At 39.9% G+C, this 20454-nt stretch carries 20 protein-coding genes and 2 other annotated features; of the genes, 17 read left to right on the top strand and 3 right to left on the bottom strand.

What is annotated here, in order from left to right:
* Positions 1-276: 276 nt before the first annotated feature.
* The gene (thrS, locus tag M3197_RS07340; RefSeq protein ID WP_251660251.1) at positions 277-1467 is read left to right on the top strand and encodes a threonine--tRNA ligase; all 1191 of its coding nucleotides are present in this window, start codon (positions 277-279) and stop codon (positions 1465-1467) included.
* Positions 1468-1557: 90 nt separating this feature from the next.
* Here thrS and M3197_RS07335 read toward each other — a convergent pair whose 3' ends face one another.
* On the bottom strand, positions 1558-3633 hold the full coding sequence (locus M3197_RS07335) for a S9 family peptidase (protein ID WP_251660249.1): 2076 nt from the start codon (positions 3631-3633) through the stop codon (positions 1558-1560).
* Positions 3634-3864: 231 nt separating this feature from the next.
* Here M3197_RS07335 and sigV point away from each other — a divergent pair, with 231 nt between their 5' ends.
* From sigV to M3197_RS07280, 11 genes are all read left to right on the top strand, one after another.
* Positions 3865-4425 carry an RNA polymerase sigma factor SigV gene (gene sigV / locus M3197_RS07330; RefSeq protein ID WP_285851232.1) on the top strand — a complete coding sequence of 187 codons (561 nt, stop codon included), beginning with the start codon at positions 3865-3867 and terminating at the stop codon, positions 4423-4425.
* Between the two features lies 1 nt (position 4426).
* Positions 4427-5299, top strand: a complete 873-nt coding sequence (gene rsiV, locus M3197_RS07325; RefSeq protein WP_251660247.1) for an anti-sigma-V factor RsiV — start codon at positions 4427-4429, stop codon at positions 5297-5299.
* A 142-nt stretch (positions 5300-5441) separates the two neighbouring features.
* Positions 5442-6314 (top strand): polysaccharide deacetylase family protein, encoded by an 873-nt coding sequence (locus M3197_RS07320; RefSeq protein WP_251660245.1) that lies wholly within the window; start codon positions 5442-5444, stop codon positions 6312-6314.
* Between the two features lie 151 nt (positions 6315-6465).
* Positions 6466-6720 (top strand) — a binding site (T-box leader).
* A gap of 60 nt (positions 6721-6780) precedes the next feature.
* On the top strand, positions 6781-8034 hold the full coding sequence (locus tag M3197_RS07315) for an MFS transporter (protein WP_251660243.1): 1254 nt from the start codon (positions 6781-6783) through the stop codon (positions 8032-8034).
* 123 nt (positions 8035-8157) lie between these two features.
* Positions 8158-8419, top strand: a binding site (T-box leader).
* A 50-nt stretch (positions 8420-8469) separates the two neighbouring features.
* Positions 8470-10110, top strand: coding sequence for a methionine--tRNA ligase (gene metG / locus M3197_RS07310; RefSeq protein ID WP_251660241.1), 1641 nt, complete (start codon positions 8470-8472; stop codon positions 10108-10110).
* 235 nt (positions 10111-10345) lie between these two features.
* Positions 10346-11122 (top strand): class I SAM-dependent methyltransferase, encoded by a 777-nt coding sequence (locus M3197_RS07305; RefSeq protein ID WP_251660239.1) that lies wholly within the window; start codon positions 10346-10348, stop codon positions 11120-11122.
* A gap of 40 nt (positions 11123-11162) precedes the next feature.
* Entirely contained in the window at positions 11163-11699 is a 537-nt protein-coding gene (locus tag M3197_RS07300; protein WP_251660237.1) for a GNAT family N-acetyltransferase, read from the top strand.
* 90 nt (positions 11700-11789) lie between these two features.
* Entirely contained in the window at positions 11790-12251 is a 462-nt protein-coding gene (locus tag M3197_RS07295; protein WP_251660235.1) for a GNAT family N-acetyltransferase, read from the top strand.
* A gap of 107 nt (positions 12252-12358) precedes the next feature.
* Complete coding sequence (locus tag M3197_RS07290; protein ID WP_251660233.1) at positions 12359-12550, top strand: DNA mismatch repair protein MutT; 192 nt, start codon at positions 12359-12361, stop codon at positions 12548-12550.
* A 16-nt stretch (positions 12551-12566) separates the two neighbouring features.
* The gene (locus tag M3197_RS07285) at positions 12567-13082 is read left to right on the top strand and encodes a GNAT family N-acetyltransferase (RefSeq protein WP_251660232.1); all 516 of its coding nucleotides are present in this window, start codon (positions 12567-12569) and stop codon (positions 13080-13082) included.
* An 84-nt stretch (positions 13083-13166) separates the two neighbouring features.
* Positions 13167-13604, top strand: a complete 438-nt coding sequence (locus tag M3197_RS07280) for a hypothetical protein (protein ID WP_251660230.1) — start codon at positions 13167-13169, stop codon at positions 13602-13604.
* Between the two features lie 282 nt (positions 13605-13886).
* On the opposite strand, the gene M3197_RS07275 is transcribed toward M3197_RS07280, so the two are convergent.
* Positions 13887-14060 carry a hypothetical protein gene (locus M3197_RS07275; RefSeq protein ID WP_251660228.1) on the bottom strand — a complete coding sequence of 58 codons (174 nt, stop codon included), beginning with the start codon at positions 14058-14060 and terminating at the stop codon, positions 13887-13889.
* A 117-nt stretch (positions 14061-14177) separates the two neighbouring features.
* Positions 14178-14573, bottom strand: a complete 396-nt coding sequence (locus tag M3197_RS07270; RefSeq protein ID WP_251660226.1) for a hypothetical protein — start codon at positions 14571-14573, stop codon at positions 14178-14180.
* 133 nt (positions 14574-14706) lie between these two features.
* Between M3197_RS07270 and M3197_RS07265 the strand changes: the two genes are divergently transcribed.
* The 5 genes from M3197_RS07265 (at position 14707) to M3197_RS07245 (ending at position 20441) form a co-directional block, all read left to right on the top strand.
* Entirely contained in the window at positions 14707-15867 is a 1161-nt protein-coding gene (locus M3197_RS07265) for an LL-diaminopimelate aminotransferase (RefSeq protein WP_251660224.1), read from the top strand.
* A 104-nt stretch (positions 15868-15971) separates the two neighbouring features.
* Positions 15972-17453, top strand: coding sequence for an aldehyde dehydrogenase family protein (locus M3197_RS07260; RefSeq protein ID WP_251661004.1), 1482 nt, complete (start codon positions 15972-15974; stop codon positions 17451-17453).
* Between the two features lie 240 nt (positions 17454-17693).
* Positions 17694-18503, top strand: a complete 810-nt coding sequence (locus M3197_RS07255) for a transporter substrate-binding domain-containing protein (protein ID WP_251660222.1) — start codon at positions 17694-17696, stop codon at positions 18501-18503.
* 85 nt (positions 18504-18588) lie between these two features.
* A complete protein-coding gene (locus M3197_RS07250; protein WP_251660220.1) occupies positions 18589-19731 on the top strand; it encodes a saccharopine dehydrogenase family protein in 1143 nt (380 codons plus the stop codon).
* A 53-nt stretch (positions 19732-19784) separates the two neighbouring features.
* Positions 19785-20441, top strand: coding sequence for an amino acid ABC transporter permease (locus M3197_RS07245; RefSeq protein ID WP_251661001.1), 657 nt, complete (start codon positions 19785-19787; stop codon positions 20439-20441).
* The last annotated feature ends 13 nt before the right edge of the window (positions 20442-20454 follow it).

The raw sequence follows: 20454 nt of genomic DNA, 5'->3' as shown, positions 1-20454 counted from the left end.
GCAATGACAAGGATATGAATTATACTTTAGTTCTTACCAGAGAACAGGACCTACGGCTGAAAGTCCTGAAGAAACGAGAGATGATTTACCGCCTTGAAGCTGACATGGAGAACCAAGGAATTCCATGAAACCGTGTCCGGGAAACCGTTATCGCAATGAAGTGCAGAGGCATGCTTTTGGCATCTGCAAAAAACAGGGTGGTACCACGACCGCATTCGTCCCTTTCCAGGGAGGAGTGCGGTTTTTTATATAAAAAATTTCAGGAGGCGTTATAACATGTCCATTCAATCACAGGAAGAAAAAAGAAATCATCGAAAACTCGGTCAAGAGTTGGAATTATTCATGGCATCAGAGGAAGCTCCAGGTATGCCATTCTATTTGCCTAACGGGATGACCCTTCGCAATGCGTTGGAAGACTATTGGAGAGTTGAACATCGTAAAGCGGGTTACGAGGAGATTAAGACACCGATTATGATGAAGCAACAATTATGGGAGACGTCAGGTCACTGGGATCACTACCAAGACAATATGTATTTTTCGGAAGTTGACAATCAGAAATATGCCCTAAAACCGATGAACTGTCCGGGTGCCATGTTGATCTTTAATCATAAGCGGCGCAGTTATCGTGAGTTGCCTATTCGATATGCAGAATTAGGGTTGGTTCATCGTCATGAACTCTCTGGATCGTTGAATGGTCTATTACGGGTCCGGGCATTCACACAAGACGATGCGCATCTATTCGTCCGGGAAGATCAAATTGAACCGGAAATCGATCAAGTTTTGGATCTTCTTCACGATATGTATTCGAAGTTCGGATTCCAGTATGAGGTTGAACTCTCGACTAGACCAGAAGACTTTATGGGTTCAGTTGAGTTGTGGGATCAGGCGGAACGTTCACTTGAAAAGGTCCTCGAGCAACGGGGGATGCCGTATAAATTGAACGAAGGAGACGGCGCATTTTATGGACCGAAAATTGACTTTCATATACTCGACTCTCTCGGTAGAAGCTGGCAGTGTGGTACGGTTCAATTAGATTTTCAAATGCCCGAAAAGTTCAATTGTCAGTATATCGGTGAAGATAATTCGCTACATCATCCAATCATTATTCATCGTGCAATATTCGGATCCATAGAACGATTTCTTGCGATTTTAATTGAACATTACGAAGGTGCATTTCCATTATGGCTGGCACCTGAACAAATTCGTATTTTACCAATTGCGGATGCCCATCTCGATTATGCGTTTGAGTTGAAACGAGAGCTTACTGCAAAAGGCTTTCGAGTAGAAGTGGATGACCGTTCTGAAAAATTCGGATATAAAGTGAGGGAAGCAGCAAAAGCCAAAATTCCATTTTCTTGGGTAGTCGGGGATAAGGAAGTGGAGAATCGAGAGGTGTCCGTTCGTAAGCGGAAAGAAGGCGACCTTGGGAAACTGTCGTTTGAGGTAGCGTTGGATCTGTTGGAATAGGAATAACACTACTGCACAATTCATGACGAATACAAAAGTAAAAAGAGGAGAACAGCCCAATGCTTTCTCCTCAAAATTCATAAACAACTCTTATTGAACAACATCCCGAGTTTTCATTTCAACGCCAGCTTCGATTTTATCCAACACAAACGCATATAACGCTGCGACTTCTTTCAACTGATTGAAACGCCCTGACTCACCAAAGTGACCAGCGCCCATATTCGTTTTCATAACAAGAATATTGTCGTCTGTTTTCAGTTCTCTCATCCGTGCAACCCATTTGGCAGGTTCCCAATAGCCAACGCGTGGATCGTTGAGTCCAGTTGTGACATACATGTGCGGATAATTTTTTGATTCTACATTGTCATAGGGACTGTAGGATTTCATGTAGAAATACGCTTCTGATTCCCTTGGATCTCCCCATTCATCCCATTCCAGTGTAGTGAGGGGGATGGTTGTATCGAGCATCGTAGTGACAACATCTACGAACGGCACTTCAGGGACGATGACTTTAAACAAATTACCAGCCATGTTTGCGACAGCTCCCGCGAGCAATCCTCCCGCACTACCACCGCGAGCAGCTAGTTGGCCCGAAGTTGTGTAACCTTCGTCGATCAAATACTTAGCTACTGCAATAAAATCAGTAAATGTGTTGCGCTTGTTCTGCATCTTTCCATCCTCGTACCAATGTTTCCCCATTTCCGACCCGCCACGTACTTGCGCTGTGACCAACACGACTCCCTTTTCTAACACAGGAAGGCGATAAGGACTGAAATTTGGATCACTGTTGGATCCATAGGAACCATACGCATACAGGATAATAGGAGCGGGTCCATTGTCGAGTGCTCCTTCTTTATAAACAAGGTTCAAAGGAACTTTTACTCCATCTTCCGCTGTAGCCCACAATTGTTTTTGACAGAAGTTTGAAGGATCATATTCACCGCTCACAGCAGCTACATGTAAACATTGCTTTTCTCCAGTGAGCAGATCGAGTGCATACGTTGTTTCTGGTGTAAGCATCGACTCGAAGACAAGTAACACTTCAGGAACATAGTAGCTTTGATTCGATTTAACTGAAACGGAATAGAGCGGCTCATCCCATTGAATCTGTTCCAACTGACCATTTTTCAGCTCCCAGATTTGTGTCAGTCCGTTTTCGCGACCAGCGACAAGTAGTTTGTCCTGGAAAGGATATAGCGCTTGAAGATAGCGATTTTCGTTATAGTCAACAACATTTTCACGAATGTGCAAATTGTTGAGTGGAGAACGAAGCAGCTGGAAGTTTTGTGCTCCTTCGTTCGATAGAATCAGTAAATCCTCACCCCAGTGCTCGACGTCGTATTCGATACCATCACGTCGCACATCTACTAGTTGCAGAGGGGAGAGTGGAGCATCAGCGTCAATTAGACGGATTTCACTCGTCGTTTTCGAATCCGCATGCACAACAATGTATTTGCCGCTTTGAGATTTGTTCATATAGAGAGTAAACGTCTCATCTTTTTCTTCATAGAGCAGTTCATCCTGATTTGGGTCACTACCTAAACGATGGCGCATGAAACGGCTAGGACGTTCATTTTCATCAACAGTTATATAGAAAATATACTCACCGCACCTGCTCCATTCCACACTACCGTAAATGAACACATCCGTAATCCGGTCTGGTACAAGTTCTCCCGTTTCCAGGTCTTTCACAAAGATGGTGTAGCGATCTGTACCATCCCGATTTTGCAAATAAGCAAGAAGGCGATGATCGTTACTCCATTTTAGTGCTGTCACACTTAAATAGTCACTTTCCTTAGCCAATTCATTCAGATCGAGTATTACTTCCTCATGTACTTCAGAAAGTAATTCACGGCTGGCTGCTTTTTTGCGAGCATAGATGGGGTATTGTTTCGTTTTGTCCAAACGGGAGTAGTAGAAATATGGCCCATGTTGCACAGGAACGTCGGCTTCTGATTCAGGCACGCGGTCCACCATACTCTGATAAATTTCTTCTGTTTGTTCCTTGAGAGGTTCCATAATTTCGTTGTAATAACGATTCTCATCCTCTACATGCTTGATGACCTCAGGATTATTGCGGTCCTTCAGCCAATAATAGTCGTCTTCGCGCACATCGCCATGCAGTTCATGAGGATGGGGGATACGTTTGGCAATAGGTGGATTCATATATTAAAATCTCCTTCCATCGATATATGTAATAGTTTCGTTATGTACTTGGGAAATCCTCCTTTGTAAGAAGGTTCTGACTACATATGAAACCTAAGTGCATAGCAAACAATTATGACTAAACGTTGCGAAGTAAGTTCAAGTTGTGAAGAGTTCACCGTGTTAAACTTCTGCTAATAAGATGATGTGCATGTTTTTTAATGAATTTTTGTTAGTCAAAACTTTTTTCAGATGCTGTCCGTCAAACAAGTAAGACGTGATCGCGACATGTTTAAAATTGGAGAAGGTGGATCATTTGTCATGACAAAAAATGAAAAGTTTGGACTGGTAGAGCGTTTTTTACTCGATAATAAAAATGCTCATTACCGTATTGCCTACAGCTATGTGAAAAACAAAGAAAACGCATTAGACATTGTGCAAGATGCGATATTCAAAGCACTTCAATCCATTGATCGTCTAGGTGAAATCAAGTATTTAAAGACCTGGTTCTATCGAATTCTGGTGAATACTTCTATCGATTTTATCCGAAAACATCAGCGTGTGACGGTGATGGACAATGAGATTCTCGATGGGTATTTGCCACAATCAGAAGATGATCCTACAGATATGGATTTGAACGATGCAATCGATGCGCTGACACCTGATGAAAAGTCGTTAATTATCTTACGTTTTTTTGAAGACCTGAAGATTGAAGAGGTAGCGGCTGTCTTGGGTGAAAATGTTAATACAACCAAAACCAAGCTATACAGAACATTAAAGAAGTTACGTGTAGAAATTGGAGAGGGGATTTAGGATGAAACAGATAAACAAACTTAAGAAGGAATATGATGATATTGAAATCCCTTCTGAATTGGACCAAATGGTAAAACAGTCTATACAACGAGCTAAAGCCTCAAAAAAGAAGCATACCCCTTTGAAGCAGTGGTCGATTGGTGTAGCTGCAGCAGCGGCCTTATTCATCGGTAGCGTCAATGTCAGTCCCACCTTGGCTCAGTCCATGGCGAATGTACCTGTCCTTGGTGCTATCGTGGAAGTCATCACAGTGCAGACGTTAACAATGGACAAAGAGACTTACCAGGCGGAACTGAAAACACCAGCAATTAGTGGTTTGGAAGATAAAGGCTTGCAAGCATCGTTGAATGAGAAGTACATCGAAGAAAACAAAGAGCTCTTTAAGCAATTTAAAGCAGACGTTGCGGACATGGAAGAGGTCGGTGCAGGCCACATAGGAATTGACACTGGGTATGAAGTAAAAACCGATACGGATCGATTATTGTCAATTGCTCGTTACGAGGTGAATACGGTTGGATCGTCTTCCACTACAATGAAATACGATACGATTGATAAGCAAAATAATATTTTAATTACACTACCAAGTCTTTTTAAAGATGATTCCTATATAGAAGTAATTAGTTCCTATATAGCAGGCGAGATGAAGCAACAAATGGCGGATAACGAAGACATTTCGTATTTTGCATTCGAAGGATCTGATCTGGACTTCCAAGCAATCCATTCTGATCAAAACTTCTATATTACTGCTGATCATAAACTCGTGATCTCTTTTGACAAGTATGAAGTAGCACCTGGTTACATGGGAGTTGTCACATTTGAAATCCCTTCCGCTATTTTGGGTGATGTTCTTGTGAGTGATACGTACATTCAATAATTTGCTTTTTTCAGCAGCAGATGACTGATTTGGTCTGCTGCTTCCCTCGTTTAAATAGAAAAATTTTTTAACTTACATAAGCTAAGAGAATGACACATTCAGCATAAGAATATTCATAAAGTGACAGGAGGATTAGTTTGAAATGAGTGCATTGCATCAACAAGAGACTAGGAAAAGGAAGAGGTTGAAAAAACACTATTTCGTAATTCTACTACTCATTCTATTTGGCACTGGTTTTTTTGTAGGGAAATCATATTCTGCCCGGGAACTACCAAATATGTCTGATGAACCTTCAAGTGCACAAGAAATAATCGATCAATCAGAAGATTCTAGTCCTCAACCTGAAGAGACAACTAAAGTAGAACCACCAAAAAAGGAACCTGTTGAAGAAGAAAAAAAGCCAGAAAAAGTAGTCTATCTGACGTTCGATGATGGCCCAAGTAAGTTGACTGAGCAGTTTTTAGATATCTTGCAGGAGCACGGAGTGAAGGCTACATTTTTCATGCAAGGAAATAATTTAAAGAAAGAACTCTTACAGAAAAGCGTGAAACGAGCCGTACAAGAAGGTCACTACATCGGCGCCCACAGCATGACTCACAATTACAAAACACTTTATACCAACCAGCAGTTTGTACCGGAGATGGTCAAAACACTAGAATTAGTGCACGATATAACAGGCACGAATCCTCACTTAGTCCGTCCCCCTTATGGCTCAGCACCAGGATTGAAGGACGAACGAATACGAACACAACTTGCGGATGCACATATTAAAGTTTGGGATTGGACCATCGATTCGAACGATTGGGAACTTGCAGGAAAGCCTTCTCGGATTTTACAGAACATAAAACAGGGCACGACTTCGGACAGAGAAATTGTCTTGATGCACGAAAAGCCACAAACCTTGGAGGCACTCCCTGGAATTATTAAGTTTTATAAAGAACAAGGATACGAATTTGCTGTCTATGACGAAGCGCATCACTTTGTACTCAATTTCCAGAATGATTTAGAGCTATAAGGATAGGTGTCAATTCTATTAAGGTGTAGAAAAATACAGTCTTGAATGTTCTGTAAAACATGGAAGTTTGGTGCACAAAATAACATACAAATAAAATTCATGGATATAGTGCGCTTTACAATAAGAGTTTTTAGTGATACTATTCATAAAATTAAATGCGACGAAGAGAAGAGTAAATAATCGTTTTCTTTTTAGAGAGCTCCGGTTGCTGAAAAGGAGTAAGAAATAATTATTGAAGCAAACCTCTGAGCAGCACCTTGGAACCTGAAAAGGGGGATATGGTTACAGGAGCTCCTGTTATAGAGCTAGAGTATACACATAACATTGTGTTGTACTTGATGAGATTAATATGGTGACATATTAATAAACTGGGGTGGCACCGCGATTATGGAATCTCGCCTCCAAGACACTTGTCTTGGGGGTGGGATTTTTTTGTTGGTCTTCTATAATAAAGGGGGAGAGCATAATGAGGATTAGAAAGTTAATGAACGGTTGGCGTTATCCCTCTATTCTGCTGTTCAGTATTGGAGTTTCTAGTGTTGGTAGTTGGATTTACTTCATCGCTTTAAATCTAATTGTTCTTAACCTAACTGGATCTGCAATGGCAGTTACAGGTTTGTATGTCGTAAGAGCTTTGTCCACCTTACTTACGAATAGTTGGTGTGGAAGTCTTATAGATCGCTATAATAAGAAACTGCTCATGATTATTCTTAGTTTTTTCCAAGCGTGCCTCATTGCTATATTGCCTTACTTTTCATCTCTTGTTCTTATGTATAGCATGGTATTTCTAATTACAATGGCGAGTTCCATGTATCATCCAACCTCAATGACTTATATTACAAAGTTAATTCCGATGGAGCAGAGAAAACGGTTTAACGCATTACGTAGTTTGCTCGATTCAGGAGCTTTTCTTACCGGTCCAGCGATTGCAGGACTTATGTTTACAATAGGAACACCCAATATGGCTATATACGTAAATGCCATAGCTTTACTTGTATCAGCATTTATTACAATGGCGATGCCTAATGTTGAAGCTGTTGAGGAATTCTCAAGAACTGAAGTTAGAAAATTGACTGTAGGTCTTCTGAAAGACGACTGGAAACTGGTCATACAGTTTACTCGAAACTATTCATACACAATGCTTATTTACTTTCTGTTCAGTGTCATGATCGTATTGATGACAGCTACAGATTCTTTAGAAGCTGCATTTGCAACTCAAGTACTCTCCTTATCTGAAGGGGAATATGGACTTCTGGTCAGTAGTGCGGGTGCAGGATTATTAATAGGGTCAGTAACGAATACATTCACTGTGGTAAAGGTACCTACTTCATGGCTGATAGGGATAGGCTCTCTATTGACCTCAGTGGGGTATATCGTTTTTTCATCCTCTTCTACTTTTCACATTGCAATCGTCGGATGCTTCGTCTTATCGTTTGCTTCTGCCTTTGCAAATACAGGTTTCTATACCTTTTATCAAAATAATATACCTGTAGATGTGATGGGGAGGATAGGAAGTATTTATGGGGTTATTGAAGCCTTCCTCGTCATCCTTCTTACAGTTGTTTTTGGGATTCTTGCAGAAGTGATTTCGATTAGAGTTGTTGTGATTACGGGGGCTTGGATAATGTTAGTAATCGCTATTGTCTTATTTGTTTACAATATACAATCTTCCAAATCAAACTTGTATTCCACTTCGATGAAAGACTTCAAAGAAGAGTAATGAACCTCTTTAGGCTAAAGTAGACCGGGAAAAATATAAACTACGATGAACAATTGTAATAATTTGGTGAGATAAAGACTTTTAAATTTTCTGTGTTTGTGCAATAATAAGTGAAATAGATTTTAAAAAGCGATGACAAGGAAAGTAAGTCAACCTCAATTTTCTAACAGAGAGCTCCGGAATCTGAAAAGAAGCAGAAAATAGTTGATCGAAAATGGCCTTTGAGTAGCAAAGTCGACTTTCATTTTGATGAGATAGGCTTTGACGAGATGTGACACTCGTTATAACTGTCAAAGTACATGCGTAATACGATGTACTTACTGAGGCTAATGAATAAATTTGTTAGCGAATTAAGGTGGTAACACGAGATAACCTCGTCCTTAGACATGCTTTATGTCTACGGGCGAGGTTTTTTATATTGGGGAGGGATAAGTCATGACAGTATTTATTGGAGGCGCATGGCCATATGCAAATGGTTCGTTGCATTTAGGACATATCGCTGCGTTATTGCCAGGTGACATTTTAGCTAGATATTACAGACAAAAAGGAGAAAAAGTACTCTATGTATCAGGTAGTGATTGTAATGGGACTCCCATTTCCATTCGTGCCAATCAAGAGAATACCTCGACTGAAACAATTGCCAACCGGTATCACGAAGAATTTGTCCAGTGTTTTCAGAAGTTAGGTTTTTCTTATGATTTCTACTCGCGTACTGATGCCGAACATCATCATGATTCCGTACAAAACATATTCTTAAAACTATATGAGAACGGACATCTATATAAAAAGACGATAGAACAAGCTTATTGTGAAACAGATCATCGCTTCTTGCCAGATCGGTTTGTCGAAGGGATTTGTCCGAATTGCGGCGCTAAAGCAAGGGGGGACCAATGTGATGCGTGTTCTTCGATTTTAGATCCACTCGATTTAATCGAAAAACGGTGTAAAATTTGTGGGAATCCACCTGCTATTAAAGAAACAGAGCACTTTTACTTCTTGTTTAGTGAATTCCAAAAACGATTAGAGACATTTGTAGAGGAAGCAAAGAAGGAAGGGAAGTGGCGTGAAAATGCGATTCGTTTGACCACAAGATATTTAAGCGAAGGGGTTCCTGATCGAGCTGTAACCCGTGATTTACCCAATGGTGTTGAAGTGCCCATTATAGGCTTTGAAGGAAAGAAAATTTACGTATGGATTGAAGCCGTCGCAGGATATCTAACGGCAAGTATTGAGTGGGCGAAACAGCACGGAGAATCACTTGAAGACTGGTGGAATGAGGAAACTGTTTCTTACTATGTACACGGGAAAGATAACATCCCGTTTCATACAATCATTTGGCCATCTATTTTAATGGGCATTAATAATCCAGCACTCCCTTCTCACATTGTTTCTAACGAGTATTTAACATTGGAAAAACAAAAACTATCGACAAGTAACAATTGGGCAGTTTGGGTTCCATATTATTTGGAGAAGTATGATGCAGATTCACTGAGGTACTTTTTGACAATCAATGCACCAGAAAACAAAGATACTGATTTTTCATGGAGAGAATTTGTGTATAGTCATAACAGTGAATTACTAGGTGCCTATGGCAATTTTATAAATCGTACACTTAAATTTATCGAAAAGTATTATGAGGGAAAAACACTCGAGGAAGAGATAGATACAGAAATTAGAGAGAAAACAAAAAATCTCTATCAAGACGTTGGTTTACTCATCGAAGAGGCTCATCTGAAAAATGCATTAGAGCATATTTTTGAGTTTGTACGATATGCAAACAAATATTTTGATGATCAGAAGCCATGGATTCAAGTTAAAGAAGACTTGTCTGCATGTAACCGGACAATGGCTAATTGCATCTACATCATTTCCAATCTTGCACAGCTCCTCAATCCGTTTCTTCCATTTTCAAGTGAGCGTGTGCAAGAAATGCTAGGACTTAATGAGATGACCTGGGAGGAGGTCGAGGTATCTGCACAGTCCCTTAAAGAAATTAAACCGCTATACACTAGAATTGAGCTTGAAAGGATTGAAGAGGAAATCGAGAATTTGAAAAAAGGAATGACTAATAATTAGGGGACGATGATTTTTGTTATGGAAGGGCATGAATTAGCAAATAGTTTCGGTCTAACTAAGAGGTTTGTTAGATCGAGATGTAGAAGGTTAAAAGGGGATAAGTTTGTATTTAAGGAAGTAGGGTGTGCACGTAGAAGTTAATAAAGAATGGGTTTGACTATAGTCTTTGCAGAGGAATATTTGTTAATAACATTGTAACCGGACAACAAAAATATGTGATAGCAGGAGAGAAAAAATGACGTTCACTAATTTTGAGGAATATGATGATCCGATTTTATACGATAAAGAAAATGAGGGGTATTTATCAGAACTACCATTTTTATTAAATTGGGCATCCAAAACAGAAGGAACGATTATTGATTTGGCTTGCGGTACGGGCAGACTGACAATTCCTTTAGCGAAAAGTGGATATAAACTTCTGGGAATAGATATCCATAAAGGAATGTTAAAAGAGGCAGAAAAGAAATCATCAAACCTTGGTTTGAAAATAGATTGGGTGGAGCAAGACTGTACTAAACTGTCTCTCCCGATAACAAGTAGTTTGATCTATTCAGTAGGCAACTCATTTCAACATTTCCTAACAAATGATGCACAAGATGCATTTCTAACTTCTGTGTATAAGCATTTAGATATTGATGGAGTTTTCATTTTTGGGACAAGATTTCCGAGTGTTGAGGAATTGTTGCAACCGAGTACGGAAGAGTATTGGAAATCCTACACGGATACTGAAACGCTGAATCGAGTGAATGTTTATACTCTAAGTACTTATGATTCTTTAAATCAAGTTCAACACTATACCACTATTAGAAGATACAAAGCCCAGGATGACGAAGTTGTAGAAGAGAAGAGAACAAACATAAGTTTAAGATATGTATTCCCTAGAGAGATGGAAAGAATATTGTTTTTACATGGTTTTGAAATAATTAACGTGTATAAAGATTGGAATGAAAGTTCTGTAACTAACGATAGCTATGAGATGATCTACGTTTGTAAAAAAAGAAAGCCATTGTAACTATTACTAGGTTGCATTCCATGGATAGGGAGGAAGAAATTTGGAGTTTCCTGAGTTAGAAACAGAAAGGCTTAACTTAGTACAAGTAACGAAAGAACATATCGAGAGTTTCTATGAAATTATGTCCCGAGATGAAGTTACTCAATACTATGGTATGGAGAGCCTAAAAAGTTTAGAAGAAGCCTCTCGAATCATTGAATCATTTGAAAGCACATTCAGTAATAATCGTGGAATTAGATGGGGAATAGTGACCAAAGATAAAGACGAATTTATTGGTACCTTGGGGCTTAATAATCTTAGTAGATGGAGCAAAAAAGCAGAAATTGGTTTTGAGCTACATCCTTTTTATTGGCAGCAAGGATATACTTCTGAAGCTGTAAAGGAAATAATAAGATATTCATTCGATGAACTTGGGTTGTTTAGAATGGGAGCTGTAACTTATCCGCAAAATGATCCATCCATCTTGTTATTAAAGAAACTTGGATTTTCTAAGGAAGGGACACTCCGTGGTTACTTATATCAGGGCAATCGATCGCACGACGCTCTCATGTTTTCACTACTCCAACCGGAATGGTGAAAATTTGTGATTCAGAAGAAGTGAATTAGTTAAGGGAAATTAGAATTCTACTTGAAGCGACGATAGCTGAGCCGAAGTTTGGAGGATTCGATGGATATTAGACTCGCAAGCACAAAAGACGTTGAACAATTAATAAAAATGCGATGGGATTTTACCGTTGAGTATGACGAAAGTAAGAAAGAGGAATCGTATGAGGATTTTAGGAATGAATGCCATACGTTTTTGGAAGAAACACTTAACAGTAACCAATGGACTATTTGGGTTGCGGAAGAAAATGAAAAGATTGTATCTCACATTTACGTGGAGTTGATCCAAAAAGTACCACGTCCAGGTAAACCAACGCGTCCATTTGCGTATATGACAAATGTTTATACGGTGCCCGAATACAGAAATCAGGGGATAGGAAGTATCATACTTCGTTCAGTGAATACGTGGGTTAAAGAAAATAATTTTGAATTTGTAATCGTCTGGCCAAGTGAAGATTCGATTAATTTTTATAAGAAAAATGGCTACGCCCATTGTAATGAACCCATGGAATATGTCCCTCAATAAGCTGTCGAAAGGACATACTTAATAATTGAGTCCTATAAAAACGTTCAGGATCAAGTGGTAATAGGTGTAGTTTTAACACATGAAATATAGCTAGAGGTGGTTTTGAGATGTACGGACTTATTTACTTATTTATTGTATTGGGGCTAGTGGTCTTAATCTTTGTATCATTTTATCTAAATATTAAGAGGATATTAAGAAATTCTGCAATAAGAGAAAGTGATTCGCTAAAAAATGGAGAAGCCCTTCAGATGATTATCAAACAAAATGAAAAGATAATATCCTTGTTAAAAGAAAAGTGATGGGTGGAGAGGTTAGATGGAGGTATTGATTGAGAAGTTACAAGAATCAGATGCGGAGGACTTGTATAAGTTTGAGCTTGAGAACAGAAAATTTTTTGAAGAAACGGTACCTACTCGAGGAGATGACTATTATGAGCCAGAGGTTTTTAAAATTAGGCATGAAACTTTACTCGAAGAACAAGCTGATGAGATTTCCTATTTCTATTTAATAAAAGATGAAAATGGTAATATTCTTGGAAGAATGAACTTAGTGGATATTGATGGAATTCATAAAATTGCTCATTTAGGCTATAGAGTGGGACGGCTGTATACTGGGAAAGGCGTTGCAAAACAAGCATTGGAATTATTATTAGAAACAGTAGTTGAGCGAGATATAAAACAGGTGAAGGCCAAGACAACAACTACTAACATAGCTTCTCAAAAAGTATTGGAGAAAAACGGATTTAAACAGATGGCATGCGAAGATGAAGAATATGAGGTGAATGGCCAAAGGGTAACATTCATTTATTATATATGGAATCGTCAGGTTTAAAATTATTAACATAACGACGCTAATTCGTAATGAGTCTTAGCGTCATCTAAATACATAAGGGCCAGTTAAAAGGAGAATAGGATAATGAAAAGAACAATACTTGTGTTGTTACTCTTTACGATTTTAGCTGGCTGTACAGGAATAGCCTCACACAATTCATACAAACAAGCACAAGGAACAGTTATCTGGAATGATCAAGCGTATACAATGGCAGTAGGTGAATTCGAATGGCAAGAAGAGGATTTTCAATTCAGGAAAATCAGTAATTCGGAGATGGATGAGCAATCTGCAGAATTCGACACCTTACTAGTGGAACAAGGTGGAAAATTGAAAATTATCATCGATCAAAACCCTTCTTCCATTACACTCCATCAACTGAGTGAAGATCATTCTCGTACGATTGTTGAACTTAAAGACAATGAAATGACCCTACCACGGGAAGCGGGGTATTATAGTTACGAAGTGAATGTAGTATGGCACCACGGAAAAGCGACTTATACGTTTAATGTATCTATAGAATGAAATTCCTCCTAATAGACGGGATACATATGTTTTCTGTCGACAATGTGGTTCTTTCAAAATCAGTAGAAAGCTCTATTGTCATCATACTAAATATCGCCAGCATGGGCGATAAGAAGAAAATCAAACTCCAATAAACGCCTTACTGACCTGGATTGAAACTTATGCTTCGGAAAAAGGAATATTATGATACAACTATGCATTTCAAAAGCCACTATCCTTCAAATTGGAGGATGGTAGCTTTTGAGTGCTATTAAAACGACTAGCTAAAATTATTTGAACTCCTCACTCTTCAAACTCACCCGGAACTGCATGAAATGCAGAAAATGTATCTTCCTCGATATCTGTAATCGCTCGTATGTAGAACTTTCCTTCCTCAGAGGGCATTCTTTTTTTGAACGTTTCACTCGTATACTCAGCTACCGGCCAACCGTTTTTCATCTCTGTTTCATTCACCAACATGGAATCGGTAGGTATGTGGTTTTTAACTCGTTTGAAGAGTTCATCTTTTGAAGGTAGGGGATCTTCAGAGTAGCAAGAAACCTAAAACCCATTTATCACCATTTTGTCATCTGCCTAAGCTTGTATATTATTATTTTTTGTTTCCAAAATAGGATGCACAGAGCCTTCGCCTTTATCGTGAAATGCGATCACTTCATCTATTTTAGCATTCCAGTCATTTTCACCATCAGGTCCTAAAATGTTCTCAAGAACTGGCAACGTATCCCCGAGACCGCCTTCTTTTGTTGCTTGGTCTTCATAAATAGAAGGATCAATGGTATCATCTAGAGCCTCATCATTTGTAGTATCTTCCGTTTCAACTTCTTTAGAATTGTCGATTTTAATTGCGTCTTTACTCTCTTCATTAGACTGACATCCTGCTTGTAAAAGTTCCCCGAGTAGAAACGGAATCATAACCTTTCCGTACTTCACAACAATCTCCTCCAAAGTATACTTTGTTTGAAAGTTCATACGTTTCTAAATCAAACAAACCTCCGAATGTAAAGCATATTAAAGGGCTGCTGCGGCATATTTAAGAACGAAGCTTCATAGATTATCTATTGAGGCATCTAGTGGTGAGATTAGAGATAAGGTGGGTGGTTTTTTGAACTATCAATCGAATCGTTTGGGACAAATCCCTCCGTATTTATTTGCAGAGATCAATAAGAAGAAAGTTGCGATGATTGAAGCGGGAGTGGATGTGATCGACTTAGGCATTGGGGATCCTGATTTGCCAACGCCTCCGCATATTGTTGAGAAGCTAGTAGAAGAGATGCAAGATCCTGCGAACTTCAAGTATCCCAGTTTTATAGGATGTCTTGAGTATCGGCAGTCAATTGCAGATTTCTATTTACGACACTATGGTGTGGAACTCGATCCCGAAACAGAAGTACTAGCCCTCATCGGCTCAAAAGAAGGGATTGCTCATTTAATCCCAGCGTTGATTGATCCAGGGGATACGGTCTTGATACCGGACCCGAGCTATCCTGTCTATAGAATGGCAACGTTACTTGCGAATGGACAATATTATGACATGCCATTGTTGAAAGAGAATAATTTCCAACCGGATTTCGATTCAATTCCTCAAGAAGTAGTTGACAGTGCCAAACTGATGTTTCTAAATTATCCTGGGAATCCAACTTCAGCCACGGTTGATGTTAATTTCTTCAAAAAGGCAGTCGCGTTTTCACAAGAGCAAGGCATTCCAATCGCCCATGATTCTGCTTACAATATGGTGACGTATTCAGACTATACTGCCCCAAGTATTCTGCAGGTTAAAGGTGCTAAAAAAGGTTCGGTTGAATTCGGTTCGCTTTCAAAAACCTATAATATGACGGGATGGAGAATTGGATTTGTCGTCGGCAATAAAGAGATCATTAAAGCGCTATCGGTCTTGAAGAGCAATACGGATACTGGACAATTCACCCCGATCCAAAAAGCAGCCGCATTTGCTTTAAATAGTGATCAGAATTGTGTCGTAGCGCACAACAGTATTTATGAAGAAAGAATGGCGGTCGTGTTGGAAGCTCTCTCTTCAATCGGCATACAGGTAGAACCTCCAAAAGGTAGTTTTTTTGTTTGGGCACCGGTTCCGGAAGGCTATACTTCCACTGAATTTGTCACGCATATTTTAGAGAAAACTGGGGTAATCGTTACACCTGGTAACGCCTTCGGACCTAGTGGAGAGGGATATTTCCGTATCTCTTTATCAGTTCCGACTGCGAGACTATTCGAAGCCATTCATCGAATCAAGGAAAGCATTTAGTAGATTCTTAAAATTATGAAGGAGGCAGTAATATGATAAATCGCAAAGGCATTCAAGTTGTTCATCCAAACAAAAAAGGAACTACCACTTACGAAGGAGAAAAAGTGAAAAAATGCCTTAACTATATAGACGGAGAATGGTGTGAATCCTCATCCGGTAAATTTGTGGACGTGCTAAATCCAGCTAACGGAAAAGTGCTAGGAGTAGTCTCTCAGTCATCAGAGATAGACGTGAATCGCGCTGTTCAAGCAGCAAAAAAAGCTCAAAAAGAATGGCGTCTTGTTCCGGCACCTGAGCGCGCAGAATACTTATATACCATTGCAAATTTGTTGAAAGAACGTAAAGAAGAATTGTCGCAGATCCTAACAAGTGAAATGGGAAAAGTGATTGACGAAGCTCGCGGAGAAGTACAGGAAGCCATCGATATGGCCTATTACATGGCAGGAGAAGGCCGACGCCTCTTTGGAGATACGGTTCCTTCAGAGTTGCGCAACAAATTTGCGATGAGTGTACGGGTTCCAATCGGCGTTGCAGGATTGATCACCCCTTGGAATTTCCCAATAGCAATCGCTTCCTGGAAGTCGTTTCCTGCCCTTGTGTCAGGGAATGCAGTCGTATGGAAACCCGCAACTGAAACTCCGATTATTGCGTACGAATTCGCAAAGATTTTTGAAGAAGCAGGATTGCCAAAAGGGCTCCTGAATTTAGTGAATGGTTCTGGAAGAGAAGTAGGGAATGCAATGGTCGAACACCCGGATATCGATTTGATTTCTTTTACGGGGTCAAATGAGGTCGGAAGTGCTATCAATGCTCGGGCTGGAGAACTGCTCAAACGAACTTCATTAGAAATGGGCGGTAAAAATGCTGTCATTGTATTGGATGATGCGGATCTTGATCTCGCAGTTGATGGTATTTTATGGGGGGCATTTGGTACAAGCGGCCAACGGTGTACAGCAACAAGCCGAATTATCGTTCATCAGGATGTAAAAGAGGACCTGGAGAACAAGCTTGTAGAGCGTGTCGGGGAATTATCCCTTGGTGACGGCACGGATGAACGTGTAAAAGTGGGTCCGGTGATCAATCGTTCCTCTCTAGGTAAAATCCATGAGTATGTGAAAATCGGTCTCGAAGAAGGAGCTACACTTCTAGTTGGGGGGAGAATGGTAACAGATAGCGGACTTGTTACTGGGAATTTCTATGCGCCAACCATATTCACCGATGCGACGGTTGATATGCGAATTGCTCAAGAGGAAATCTTTGGCCCGGTAGTCTCTATTATCCCTGTGAAAAGCCTAAAAGAAGCCATCGAAGTGAACAATAGTGTGAAATTCGGATTATCCAGCTCGATTTTCACTTCTAATGTCAATCTAGCGTTTCAAGCCATGAGGGATCTCGATACAGGGATTGTTTATATCAATGCGGGGACGACGGGAGCAGAAATCCATCTCCCTTTCGGAGGGACGAAAGGGACAGGAAACGGACATAGAGATTCTGGTGTAGCAGCACTTGATGTCTATACAGAATGGAAATCCGTCTATGTAGATTACAGTGGGAAATTGCAACGAGCGCAAATCGATAACTATTAAATTTTGAAAATAGTAGCCGCCAGCATTAGTGACGATCCGTGTCAGTAATGTTGGTGGCTTTTGAAATTCTTGTAGATGCCTTGAGATAGGTTCATGAATCATTCGCAAGGCTTGAACATATAGTTAACTAGCTTGTACCTCAATGGCATGGGACAAATAATCGATACGGATGGCATGAAAGGTGGAGATGTCACTCTATACTTGCATGTGCTCGTAAATATGTAAATTGGAGGGGTAAAGATGAAGAAAATGATGTGGCTATTGATTTTATCACTAGTATTAGCGGCACCTCTTGCAGGGTGTGGAGGAAAAAGTAAGGACAAGGCTGACGAAGTGGTCAAGACAGATGTGGCAAATCGGATCACCGATTCCAAAGTCATGAAAGTAGCCTTTGAAGGGACATACCCACCGTTTAACTTTTTGAACGACAAGGACGAGTTCCAAGGATTTGATGTCGATATTTCAAATGAAATCGCCAAAAGATTAGGTGTTGAAGCTGAATTCATCGCAACGAAGTGGGATGGACTAATCGGAGGACTGAAAGCGGACAAGTTTGACATCATTATTGGTCAGATGACAGTCACAGAAGAACGGAAAAAAAGCGTAGACTTCACGGACCCATATGTTGTGACTGGTTCTGTTTTAGTAACGCGCGAAGACACGAATGACATTACTGAACTCGCTGATATTAAAGGGAAGAAAGTAGGAGTCGGCGGAGGAACAACGTTTGAGGAAGTTGCGAACAGTGTTGAAGGCGCAGATGTAAAGCTGTATAAAGCTGTAAGCGATTACATTCAGGACTTAACGAATAAACGATTGGACGTCATCATCAATGACCAGTTGCTCATGAACTATAACATTAAAGAGAACAACTTACCAATTAAAGTCACGAGCGACATTTTAAATAAAGATGAAATTGGAATGGCTGTCAATAAAGGAAATGAAGACTTTATAGAAAAAGCGAATAGCGCTCTTAAGGAGATGAAAGAGGATGGAACTTATAAAGAAATTTATAAAAAATGGTTCGGAACAGATCCTTTAGATAAGTGATAGTACCCTAGAGTAACCAAAAGCAGGATCGTTGTTTACTCTAGGTCTTTCATTCACAAAAAATTGACAGAGGTGAACAAATAATATGAGAGTAGTCGTTTTAGGAACTGGGATGATTGGCACAACAATCGTAAGTGAACTGGCGAAATTCAAAGAAATTAAATCCGTCATGGCAGTCGATGTCAGACAGGAAAGTATCGATAAATGTCTCGAAATTGCGGATAATCCAAAGGTGTTTGGAAAGACGGTAACGTTATCAACGGAAGATGATTTCATAAAAGTACTCGAAGACGCGGATGTAGCAGTTGGATGTCTCCCTCATTCGTTAAGCTTAACCGCTGTAAAAGCTGCAATCGTTTCACAATGTCATTTAGTAGATCTAGTCGGGTCCATGTTCAAAGAAAAACTAGAATTACATACTCAAGCACAGGAGGCTGGAGTCACGATTATCCCAGGGTGTGGGGTTGCACCGGGCATCACAAACTTCTTGGCAGCACAAGGAATCGAAATGCTGGATGAAGCCGAGGAAGCAGTCCTGATTTGCGGGGGAATTCCTAGATGGCCGGTCCCGCCACTATGGTACCAGGTCGTTTTTCGCCTAGAAAGTGTATTGGGTCTCTATACAAAGCCTGCATTCGCGATCAAAAATGGCGAAATTGTAGAATTACCGGCGCTTTCTGAGCTTGAGTCAATGTCGTTCCCTTACCCGGTTGGTGACTGTGAAGCCGTCATAACAGATGCGCATAGCACTGCATTTACATTTAAAGGAAAAGTGAGAAACTTAACTGAAAAAACAGTTCGCTATCCTGGGCATTGGGAGAAAATGAAGGTACTAGGAGAGTTAGGCTTTTTAGATAATAAGTCCATTGAAATTGAAGGAGTTATCACTACTCCCGTAAAAATTTCTGAAAAGATACTTGCGCCAAAAATGGTAGGGGAATCAGTTGAAGACGTAACGGTTGTTCGAGTGGAAGTGAAAGGAACTAAAGAGGGCAAATCTAGAAACTATACATGGGAAATGGTTGATGTATACGACCATGAACGAAATATATCTTCGATGGCAAAAACAACTGCACTTCCTGCCGCGATAGCAGCAAAGTGGATTGCAGAGAAGAAGATACTAGAAACAGGTGTGGTTCCCATAGAATCGATCATTGTTAACGAGAGGTTTGATCCTTTTGTTGAAGAACTAAAAGAGCTTGGGATCCATATTGAATTTAAAGAGTAGCATTAGGAATAATTTGTTTTACTTTGATAGAAAGTCTGGAAGGAAGTGAAGTAGTGGATGTTACGATCATAATCGACTCATTGCCCTCCCTATTAAAAGCAACAATCATGACGCTTTTTTTAAGTTGTATCTCCGTACTTATTGCACTCGTGATAGGTTTTTCCACAGCACTAATCCGAATTCTAAAGATCAAGGTCGTATACGAAATCGCCAGTATCTATATTTCTGTTATTCGAGGAACGCCACTTCTGGTGCAAATATTTGTCATTTACTATGGATTGCCGCAAATCGGTATTTCACTAGATCCTATTTCTTCAGGGGTTATGGCACTAAGTTTAAATGCGGGTGCCTATCTTTCTGAATCATTCCGTGCATCCATCCTTGCGGTTGATAGGGGCCAAATGGAAGCTGCCATTTCAATGGGGATGACGTATGGGCAAGCTATGAGGAGAATTATTCTCCCTCAAAGTCTTCGGATTGCAATCCCGACATTATCAAATTCATTTATCGTTCTCGTGAAGGATACATCGCTAGTCTCTGTCATCACTGTTACTGAACTACTGCAAATGTCTAGTTTGATCATCGCAAAAACGTTTGAGCCATTAACGATTTATTTAACAGCCGCAGCCATTTATTGGATTCTAATTACGTTCTTTACAACATTGCTTGATAAATTCGAAAAGCGATCATCAAAGCATTTAGTTCGATAACGTAGGTAGGAAA

Source organism: Sporosarcina aquimarina, assembly GCF_023715615.1.
Classification (GTDB): Bacteria; Bacillota; Bacilli; order Bacillales_A; family Planococcaceae; genus Sporosarcina; species Sporosarcina aquimarina_A.
The sequence above is the reverse complement of the archived record's forward strand: the minus strand, read 5'-3'. Positions and strand labels throughout refer to the sequence as shown.

What these genes read in the sequence shown, in the direction of transcription:
- thrS (WP_251660251.1), top strand. Translation starts at nt 277, where the DNA reads ATGTCCATTCAATCACAGGAAGAAAAAAGAAATCATCGAAAACTCGGT.
- M3197_RS07335 (WP_251660249.1), bottom strand. Translation starts at nt 3,633, where the DNA reads ATGAATCCACCTATTGCCAAACGTATCCCCCATCCTCATGAACTGCAT.
- sigV (WP_285851232.1), top strand. Translation starts at nt 3,865, where the DNA reads ATGCTGTCCGTCAAACAAGTAAGACGTGATCGCGACATGTTTAAAATT.
- rsiV (WP_251660247.1), top strand. Translation starts at nt 4,427, where the DNA reads ATGAAACAGATAAACAAACTTAAGAAGGAATATGATGATATTGAAATC.
- M3197_RS07320 (WP_251660245.1), top strand. Translation starts at nt 5,442, where the DNA reads ATGAGTGCATTGCATCAACAAGAGACTAGGAAAAGGAAGAGGTTGAAA.
- M3197_RS07315 (WP_251660243.1), top strand. Translation starts at nt 6,781, where the DNA reads ATGAGGATTAGAAAGTTAATGAACGGTTGGCGTTATCCCTCTATTCTG.
- metG (WP_251660241.1), top strand. Translation starts at nt 8,470, where the DNA reads ATGACAGTATTTATTGGAGGCGCATGGCCATATGCAAATGGTTCGTTG.
- M3197_RS07305 (WP_251660239.1), top strand. Translation starts at nt 10,346, where the DNA reads ATGACGTTCACTAATTTTGAGGAATATGATGATCCGATTTTATACGAT.
- M3197_RS07295 (WP_251660235.1), top strand. Translation starts at nt 11,790, where the DNA reads ATGGATATTAGACTCGCAAGCACAAAAGACGTTGAACAATTAATAAAA.
- M3197_RS07290 (WP_251660233.1), top strand. Translation starts at nt 12,359, where the DNA reads ATGTACGGACTTATTTACTTATTTATTGTATTGGGGCTAGTGGTCTTA.
- M3197_RS07285 (WP_251660232.1), top strand. Translation starts at nt 12,567, where the DNA reads ATGGAGGTATTGATTGAGAAGTTACAAGAATCAGATGCGGAGGACTTG.
- M3197_RS07280 (WP_251660230.1), top strand. Translation starts at nt 13,167, where the DNA reads ATGAAAAGAACAATACTTGTGTTGTTACTCTTTACGATTTTAGCTGGC.
- M3197_RS07270 (WP_251660226.1), bottom strand. Translation starts at nt 14,573, where the DNA reads ATGAACTTTCAAACAAAGTATACTTTGGAGGAGATTGTTGTGAAGTAC.
- M3197_RS07255 (WP_251660222.1), top strand. Translation starts at nt 17,694, where the DNA reads ATGAAGAAAATGATGTGGCTATTGATTTTATCACTAGTATTAGCGGCA.
- M3197_RS07250 (WP_251660220.1), top strand. Translation starts at nt 18,589, where the DNA reads ATGAGAGTAGTCGTTTTAGGAACTGGGATGATTGGCACAACAATCGTA.